The organism is Patescibacteria group bacterium (assembly GCA_038065255.1).
In the GTDB taxonomy this organism is placed as follows: domain Bacteria; phylum Patescibacteriota; class Patescibacteriia; order JACQRZ01; family JACQRZ01; genus JBBTRI01.
Genome location: JBBTRI010000014.1, coordinates 1 through 6,048, shown reverse-complemented (window position 1 = coordinate 6,048; position 6,048 = coordinate 1). Strand labels below are relative to the sequence as shown.

General features: G+C 44.0%; 6 protein-coding genes and 1 tRNA gene. 4 read left to right on the top strand and 3 right to left on the bottom strand.

The genetic code is table 11. The features are described from left to right. Positions 1-24 precede the first annotated feature (24 nt). Together AAB400_03785 and AAB400_03780 are read right to left on the bottom strand one after the other, a co-directional pair. The gene (locus AAB400_03785; protein ID MEK7649003.1) at positions 25-1,800 is read right to left on the bottom strand and encodes an ABC transporter ATP-binding protein; all 1,776 of its coding nucleotides are present in this window, start codon (positions 1,798-1,800) and stop codon (positions 25-27) included. Between the two features lie 144 nt (positions 1,801-1,944). Then, complete coding sequence (locus AAB400_03780; protein ID MEK7649002.1) at positions 1,945-2,892, bottom strand: hypothetical protein; 948 nt, start codon at positions 2,890-2,892, stop codon at positions 1,945-1,947. Between the two features lie 108 nt (positions 2,893-3,000). Here AAB400_03780 and AAB400_03775 point away from each other — a divergent pair, with 108 nt between their 5' ends. Beyond that, positions 3,001-3,498 (top strand): hypothetical protein, encoded by a 498-nt coding sequence (locus AAB400_03775; GenBank protein ID MEK7649001.1) that lies wholly within the window; start codon positions 3,001-3,003, stop codon positions 3,496-3,498. 48 nt (positions 3,499-3,546) lie between these two features. On the opposite strand, the gene AAB400_03770 is transcribed toward AAB400_03775, so the two are convergent. Further along, positions 3,547-4,212, bottom strand: coding sequence for a class I SAM-dependent methyltransferase (locus tag AAB400_03770; protein MEK7649000.1), 666 nt, complete (start codon positions 4,210-4,212; stop codon positions 3,547-3,549). Between the two features lie 196 nt (positions 4,213-4,408). On the opposite strand from AAB400_03770, the gene AAB400_03765 reads away from it, so the two are divergent. The 3 genes from AAB400_03765 to AAB400_03755 all read left to right on the top strand — a co-directional run bounded on the left by AAB400_03765 (position 4,409) and on the right by AAB400_03755 (position 6,031). After that, a complete protein-coding gene (locus tag AAB400_03765; protein ID MEK7648999.1) occupies positions 4,409-5,530 on the top strand; it encodes a hypothetical protein in 1,122 nt (373 codons plus the stop codon). Positions 5,531-5,711: 181 nt separating this feature from the next. Then, positions 5,712-5,978: a GIY-YIG nuclease family protein gene (locus tag AAB400_03760; GenBank protein ID MEK7648998.1), complete on the top strand. Its 267-nt coding sequence runs from the start codon at positions 5,712-5,714 to the stop codon at positions 5,976-5,978. Next, a tRNA-Glu gene (locus tag AAB400_03755) sits at positions 5,957-6,031 on the top strand. The genes AAB400_03760 and AAB400_03755 overlap by 22 nt, the downstream gene beginning before the upstream one ends. Positions 6,032-6,048 lie beyond the last annotated feature (17 nt).

Genomic DNA, 6,048 nt, shown 5'->3' with positions numbered 1-6,048 from the left:
AAACGCATCCGAGGTGAAGCGTCTCTATAATTTTTGTTTTTCCCAGAGTTCGTGGAAGCGTCCCTTTTTGCGATGCAATTGCGCAAACGTACCCTCTTCAACAATCTTGCCATTTTCTAAAACGATGATACGATCCATTTCTTTGATGGTCGTGAGGCGATGGGCAATAACAATTGCTGTTACTTTCTTAAAAAATTGATGCAGGGAATCTTGGATCTTTTCTTCAGATTCCAAATCAAGGTGAGATGTCGCTTCATCCAAAAGCAACAAATCAGGTTGTTTGTAGATTGCGCGCGCAATGCCAAGGCGCTGCTTTTCTCCTCCGGATAATTTCACTCCTTTTTCTCCGACATGCGTATCGATTCCTAGAGGTAGTTTGTGGAGGAAATCGGAAATGTGCGCCACTTCAATGCATTCCTCAAGCGCTTTAACATCTACGGCATCATCCGGACGAGCAAGCGCGATATTATCTTTGAGAGAAAAATTAAACACTTCAGTTTCCTGGAGTACAACAGCAACGCGTTTGAAAAATGATCCTCTCGAAAGTGACCGCAGCTTGAATGCATCAAAGAAAATATCGCCGTTATAATTTTCATACTCTTTCATCATGAGCTTGAAGAGCGTAGATTTTCCCGCTCCGGAAAGCCCGACAATGCCGATACGTTCACCGCGCTTTACCTCGAATGAGACATCATCAAGTACCTGTTGTCCGCTATAGGAAAAAGATACATTTCGGAATGCAATACGTTTCCATTCCAAAGGGAATGCAAGAGCATTAGTATCATTCCAGTTTGCCGGGCGTTCATTCATAATTGTATTGAGGCGCTGGATGGAAAGGCGGGCAATGACATATTCTTGAGATATGTCTGCGAGTTCGCGCACGGATTCGGAGATAGCATTAAAGTACCAGCTAAATGCAACAAACAAACCCAATTCATACCTTCCACTTACAATACCCGTGATAATAACAGTAAGAGCAAACATGCGAAAAATCCATTGCCATGTTTCCAGACTCATATTTCGTACCGTAAACTTCCAAAGCCGCTTGCAAATAGCCGTGTAGAATGTGTCAATCATTGCCCGTACGCGATTTAAAAGAAGCGACCACGAGCCATATACCTGAACACTTCGAATGTTATTAAGCGCTTCAAATGATAGGCCGGTATATTCTTCTTCGCAGATATTTGCTTGGTGGGCTGCCTGAGCCGCAGGCTTGATGAGTGTACGCGCTATGATGTAGTAGATAAGTGAAAAAAATGCTAAGAGTCCCGCAAGGAGGGGGTCAATATGGAGAATAATCCATGAAATCCCGATAAAGTTAACACAGATTTCAATAACATTCTGTATCCAAATACGAGTTAGTTTTTGGTACGATTCCCCACCGCGCGTAATTCGTTTGAGCTTGTTCCCTGTATTTTCTTGCTCATGCCAAGAAGCAGGGAGACTGAATAGATGTTTGTTGGCTGCAAGCTGTACATCAAGCGAAACGCGCTCTCCAATAAAATAACACATGACTCTGCCGGCATGAATGGTGACCAGTCTCCACCCTGTGGCAGCAATAAGAAAAATGAATGTAGTCCATAATTCATAAGTGTCTTGCCCTGGCTTATACTGTGATAAAAAAGTAATAATAAAAGCAAGAGCAAGGGGAGGATACAGACTGGCTATATCGCTTGCGAGACGCAGAGTGCTTGCGATAATAAAGCGCACTCGATAGGGACGGATCCATTTCCACACATCTTTAAGAAGTATGCCAATGGGAAGTTTTGGAAGCTGCTCTTGTGATTGCTGTTCTTTCATAGTCATGGAAATATGAAGAGTGATAAAAAAAAGAATACCACATTTTCAAACAAAAATCAATGGTATTTCTTCTCAAAAAAATCTCTTTTTTCTTACACACCAAGTATAGCATGGTTGCAGAAAGCGTACAAATAAAAAAGCCGACTAGTGTGTCGGCGTTGGTGATTTTACTGCTAATTCTTGATTGACAAATGTTTCCAGCTCACGGGGATTGAGGGCACTTCCTCGAATACGAGGACTGCCATGAATGGTATCTCCGCCTCCCCATGCATCATCAGTACAACACTCAAGACTATTGAGCTTTCTTCCCAAAGCAGGAATATTGAAGTGACTGATAAACTCAGACATGCGGCCGAGCGTATAGTCAAAAAAACCATTTCCTCTTTCCCGTATAGATATGAAAGCGCGAATGCCATCGGCATACATGCCTGTTCGTGCGTGCGCCCCAAGCTCCTTGACCATTACCCATCCCTTTCCGCCACCGATTACATCATATCGCACATCAAGATCGATACCTTCTCCTTGGCCGACGATATGCTTGAGGATGCGATGTTCAACATTTACGACAACATCCAGAAATTCTTTCTCATCCCTTCGCATAAGTCCTCCTGATAGTCGGAACATGCGATAGGGATTGTATATCCATGCAAGTTCGCGAAGTATCGGAAGATTTGATGGGTAGGGATAGGCGCCTGCGGTTGTATCAAGCTTTTCCTCGATCTCAACAAGCCGATTGAACATAGGGTTCATAACTGGAAGAACGAGGTGGTTGTGCTTGAGAATAGTCCATGTTGTACACACATCTTCATCGCAATCATTTCCATAGATATTTGCATAGGGTCCATGGTCATCTCGAAATGCTTCAAAGAGACCCTGTCGCACTAGAATCAACGCCTGTGCGCATGAAGCCCGTGTTTGAAGGCGCTTGACCTCTTCATGGTGGTTGATGTTGAGATGGGGGCCGCTTGGATCAAATTCGGGGCCGCCGTATACAAATCCATCAATTGCTATAGAGAAAGGAGGATACGACGTTCGAAAATCATTCCATTGTACCGGTGGTGTTTTTGGTTGCATGTGAAGAGTAATACTCATTGTCAGAGAACAGTATGTCGTAGCTTTTCATGAAAATGCCATTCTGTCAACGTTACCGACCATTGACAAACAAAGGTATCCGATATAGCATTTCTGCATCAAACGATCATGATAGTTCGCGAAGATACGTTCTTTCAAACAACGCTACCAGATATGCTTGACGGGCGATCTAATATTCTTGTTCTTATTGCAAACCCAAGACTCGCTGATAAATTTCAGGAAGGAGAATTATTGCCTGCAAACAGTTTAATAAAAGTCTGTATACTTCACTCGGTGGATAATGGTGCTCATATTGCCCGCAGTGCGCTTGGGTACAAGGGTGAAAGGATGTACATTCTCTATGCCGGACGGAATACATTCGACAGAATCATCGATGTTGCCAAAAATCTCCGTCGCCAAGATCCTTGCGGAACGATTATTGTCGTGAGTTGCACTTGCGATGAAGTACTGAAACGAAAAATGTATGCAAATTCAATTCGAACGCAAGAAATGGATTGTGTAGTCTTTACTCTCGACTGCGGTGCAGTAGTGTTTATGGATATCATCGTTGAAACATTGAGATCGCATACTCTTTTAATAGCAAACGAAGCTACGAGCCTACCCTAGGCTCTTTTTTATTTTCAGGATAAAAAAAAGACAGACACGTTTGGCCTGTCATGAGGGGTCTACTAGGGGCTTTACGGTAAAGATATTGAATCGCCGCTGGGCGGTAAGAATGCGCGCGTGCGTTCCAAGAAAATTGCGCATAGCTTCGTGATCACTTGATGTTGGATGCGTTGACTCAATGAAATCTTCCAGAGAGTCGAAACTAATTTGCGTTTCGTCGTGCAGTTCAGCTATTTCAATAAGTCCGGGATGCGCAAGCATTGCTGCATACGCGAGAGCTTTGGCGCGCCGCTCATCTCCATCAAAAGCGCCGAACGTAATTTCCGCTTCAAAAAACGTTCCTATCCATGTCGGTTCAAAAAAGACTATACTGCCATCGGGGCGCAGAACGCGGATCGCTTCATCGATTGCCACATTCATTTTTTCGCTCTGAATGTGGTGGTATGAAAGCGTAAAAATCACCACATCAAATACAGCGTTTTTAAACCAAAGCCTATCTGCACTTTTTTGGAAAATTTCACAGTTAGCGATGCCAAGGCGTTGGGCGATTCGTACGGCTTTTGGGTCCGGATCGACGCCGGAGACATGTGCGCACACTTGCGCAATCTCTGCTGTCCGACTTCCATTTCCACAACCGATGTCAAGCACGTCTTTACCTTGTAAAGGTACGACTCTTTGGATCACACTAAGAAAGGTATCTTTCACTCGTTTCATGATTGATCTGGAATTCTAACGTTACATGCTTGCCTAAAAAAAGCAAGACCCCACTCCATTGACAACTTCGATTATTTGCACTATAATCGCGTCATGTGCTTTAATGCCGTACCTTTCACATAAGTGTGAGAATCAGCATACAATGAGAGAATACAGAGATTCTGAGAGAATATCCAAGAGTATACCCGGAGATCATATGTCCATTGCATGGGTGGCATGCGAGCCTTCAGAGAGAATATCAGACAGGGATTATTGGCAACAACGTGTTGAACAGGGCTTTACCATTGAAGAGTTGTGTTATTTTGTCCGAAAAGAGAATCAGTACAGCTTTGCCGCATGGAAACTTCTTGTGCAGCGGGGAGCTTCGATCGATCATTTTCGGCATATTGCGGTCAAATCACTTCTCTATCAGCCGTCTGCACTCAAATATATCTACGATCATTGCAGGAGTGTAGATGACCTTTTGTTTGTTCTTGGACGTTCTGAAGATCTTGCATTTTTAGCCGCAGGCAAATGTGTTTCTCGATATGATCTGACTTCGGAAGAACTCTGCGCCATACTTAATGCGCTTACCGAAGAACAGCAAATCGAACTACTTATTCAGATCAGAACGCGGCACAAGCGGAATGTTCATACGCTCGAAAGCAGTGGCGACAATCTACCGGAACCCTGCAGAGCATTTTTTGCTCAGATACGTTCTGAAACAGAAGAAGGGCTGCGTACTGATTTGAAGGCGGAGAAAAGAAAAAGTCGCATCAAAGCTGCGCAAAAGCTTGTGCGGCAATTTCCTAGCATGGAAAACTGTGCGTTGGCTATTCATGCAATCGAAATAGGCAGCATTGTTCGCTGGACTCAGCCTATCGTCGCAACGTGCCTTTCCAAAAAAGGGATCAATTGGAAGCGCGTATGTACTGTGTTACCTGAATATCCCCCGATAGGCTGCAATGAATGCGTTCAGCTTCTTGTTACGCTCGGCAATAAAAGAGATGCGCTGCGTACCCTCCTTGTCCACTCTAGTGGTTTTCGGCGGTTTGCAGCGGCAGCGCTGCTCAACATGCAGCCGGTATCGACTGCTGACATTGCACTGATTCTGACTAAGGCGCCCTGCCGCTATCGTAAGCGCGCTACGCAGATCCTCCTTCAGAGAAAGGGCGCTTCGCTTCGCGTGCTCGTCCTTGCGTGGCGCAGAACCTATGATATGCGCGGTGAAATAGAGAATGTGTTTCTAAGGCGCAAGACTGACACAAAGATGAAAGGTTATCTGGAGGATAAAGCTCCAGACCTTCTTGTCCGCCTCAACAAGCATCGCGGACAATGACTCCTCCCTACACTACAGAACGGGGAGGATTTTTTTATATTTTTGGCGTCACTCTTTGACAACTATTATTTTTTTTTCTAGAATAGATCTATTCTCCAACCATGGCCCTATCGTCTAATGGTTAGGACAGTCCGGCCTTCAGGCCGGATTAATAGTGGTCATTACTTACAGGATTTTGTGTATGTACTTTGTGTATGTATTGAGAAGCACTATTACAAGACGGTTATATATTGGAAGTAGCGAAAATCCACTCAAAAGATTAATGGAACATAATAGTGGTTGTGTGCAATCGACAAAACCATACAGACCCTATATAATCGTCTATACTAAATCTTACGAAGCGAAATCTGAAGGCGTAAAAAGAGAAAAACAATTAAAAAAATCTGGTCGAATGAGAAAAGAATTAAAGAAAAAAGTTACGAACATGGCCCTATCGTCTAATGGTTAGGACAGCGGCTTTTCAAGCCGTTAATCGGGGTTCGATCCCCCGTGGGGCTACCAAAAGGGATTTCTCATCA

Coding starts and splice junctions, on each gene's coding strand:
- AAB400_03785 (MEK7649003.1), bottom strand. CDS start 1,800: ATGAAAGAACAGCAATCACAAGAGCAGCTTCCAAAACTTCCCATTGGC.
- AAB400_03780 (MEK7649002.1), bottom strand. CDS start 2,892: ATGAGTATTACTCTTCACATGCAACCAAAAACACCACCGGTACAATGG.
- AAB400_03775 (MEK7649001.1), top strand. CDS start 3,001: ATGATAGTTCGCGAAGATACGTTCTTTCAAACAACGCTACCAGATATG.
- AAB400_03770 (MEK7649000.1), bottom strand. CDS start 4,212: ATGAAACGAGTGAAAGATACCTTTCTTAGTGTGATCCAAAGAGTCGTA.
- AAB400_03765 (MEK7648999.1), top strand. CDS start 4,409: ATGTCCATTGCATGGGTGGCATGCGAGCCTTCAGAGAGAATATCAGAC.
- AAB400_03760 (MEK7648998.1), top strand. CDS start 5,712: ATGTACTTTGTGTATGTATTGAGAAGCACTATTACAAGACGGTTATAT.